This window comes from Mesorhizobium sp. M1A.F.Ca.IN.020.03.2.1, from assembly GCF_004023205.1.
Classification (GTDB): domain Bacteria; phylum Pseudomonadota; class Alphaproteobacteria; order Rhizobiales; family Rhizobiaceae; genus Mesorhizobium.
Map to the genome: position 1 here is coordinate 1 of NZ_RZSV01000458.1, position 1,460 is coordinate 1,460.

2 protein-coding genes and 1 pseudogene are annotated in these 1,460 nt (G+C 60.0%); 1 reads left to right on the plus strand and 2 read right to left on the minus strand.

What is annotated here, in order from left to right:
* The first annotated feature begins 206 nt into the window (after positions 1-206).
* On the plus strand, positions 207-1,001 hold the full coding sequence (locus EOA79_RS32010) for a thymidylate synthase (RefSeq protein ID WP_095824896.1): 795 nt from the start codon (positions 207-209) through the stop codon (positions 999-1,001).
* Positions 1,002-1,034: 33 nt separating this feature from the next.
* On the opposite strand, the pseudogene EOA79_RS32015 reads toward EOA79_RS32010, so the two are convergent.
* Positions 1,035-1,227: pseudogene (locus tag EOA79_RS32015) on the minus strand (transporter).
* A gap of 36 nt (positions 1,228-1,263) precedes the next feature.
* The coding region (locus tag EOA79_RS33300; protein WP_206639301.1) for a hypothetical protein at positions 1,264-1,460 on the minus strand (197 nt) is incomplete at its 5' end.

Below are 1,460 nucleotides of genomic sequence, written 5' to 3' on the forward strand. Positions count from 1 at the left end.
ACCAAGAGCCGCGTGACCTTCTACTATCTGGTGGCGAAGGACCTGGGCAAACTGGGTTCTCTGTGAGGCAAGGCCATCGGCAGCCAGCATGGCAACGTGCCGGCGCCGTGGATTTTTCGGCGCCGGATCGACATCTGTAGGCTTTGGGTATTCGACCGACCGCCAGTCGGCTATGATCGCTTGTCATCCGAATCGAGGCCGAGCCGATGCGCCAATATCTCGACCTGTTGAAGCATGTGCTGGAGAACGGCGCCGATCGCGGCGACCGCACCGGCACCGGCACGCGGTCGGTGTTCGGCTACCAGATGCGCTTCGACCTTTCACGCGGCTTCCCGGTCACCACCACCAAGAAGCTGCATCTGAAGTCGATCATCCACGAGTTGCTGTGGTTCCTGGCGGGCGACACCAACATCAAATATCTCAACGACAACGGCGTCACCATCTGGGACGAATGGGCCGACGAGAACGGCGATCTCGGCCCTGTCTACGGCAAGCAGTGGCGCTCATGGCCGGATGGGCACGGCGGCGAGATCGACCAGATCGCCGCCCTTCTCAAGGAGGTACGCAAGAATCCCAATTCGCGCCGGTTGATCGTCTCAGCCTGGAATCCGGCCCAAGTGGAGGCGATGGCGCTGCCGCCCTGCCATTGCCTGTTCCAGTTCTACGTTTCGGAAGGCCGGCTCTCCTGCCAGCTCTACCAGCGCTCGGCCGACATTTTCCTGGGCGTGCCGTTCAACATCGCATCCTACGCCCTGCTGACCCTGATGGTGGCGCAGGTCACCGGCCTGAAGCCTGGCGATTTCGTCCAGACGCTCGGCGATGCGCATCTTTACTCGAACCATTTCGAGCAGGCGCGCGAGCAGATGCGGCGCACGCCGAAGCCGCTGCCGAAGATGTGGATCAACCCAGATGTGAAGGATCTTTTTGCCTTCCGCTTCGAGGATTTCCGCCTCGAGAACTATTTTGCGGACGCCAATATCAAGGCGCCGATCGCGGTATAAGGCCCCCTTTGAGCGCTGCCAGCGCTCAAGTCGTCAGCCAGTCCCGACGATGACGTCGGAGGCCTTGATCACATCATAGGCCCTACTTGCCCAGTCGCAGATCGGCAACCGCTTCGTTGGTGATCGAAGCCGTGTCGAGGACGCCGCCGCCGATAGCTATCCGGACATGCGACGTGGTCGCTCCCTCGACGATGACCTTGCCCTTCAGGATATTGCCGGCGCTGATCTACATCTGCCTATGCCTCGCTGTATCGAACGGACTTCACCGTGGGCTGGTGGGATCCTGACGTACAACGGCGCAGAGCCTAAAAATCCTTTTCTTGTTATGTTCATCCGGATATATCGAATCAGGGCTCGAACCGAACGGATTTTCAGAAGAGGGCGAGGTTTCATGACGGGCAAGGGTTTTGGATTGAAGGCGATGGCCATTGGCGGACTGACGGCAGCGTTGATGGCGGC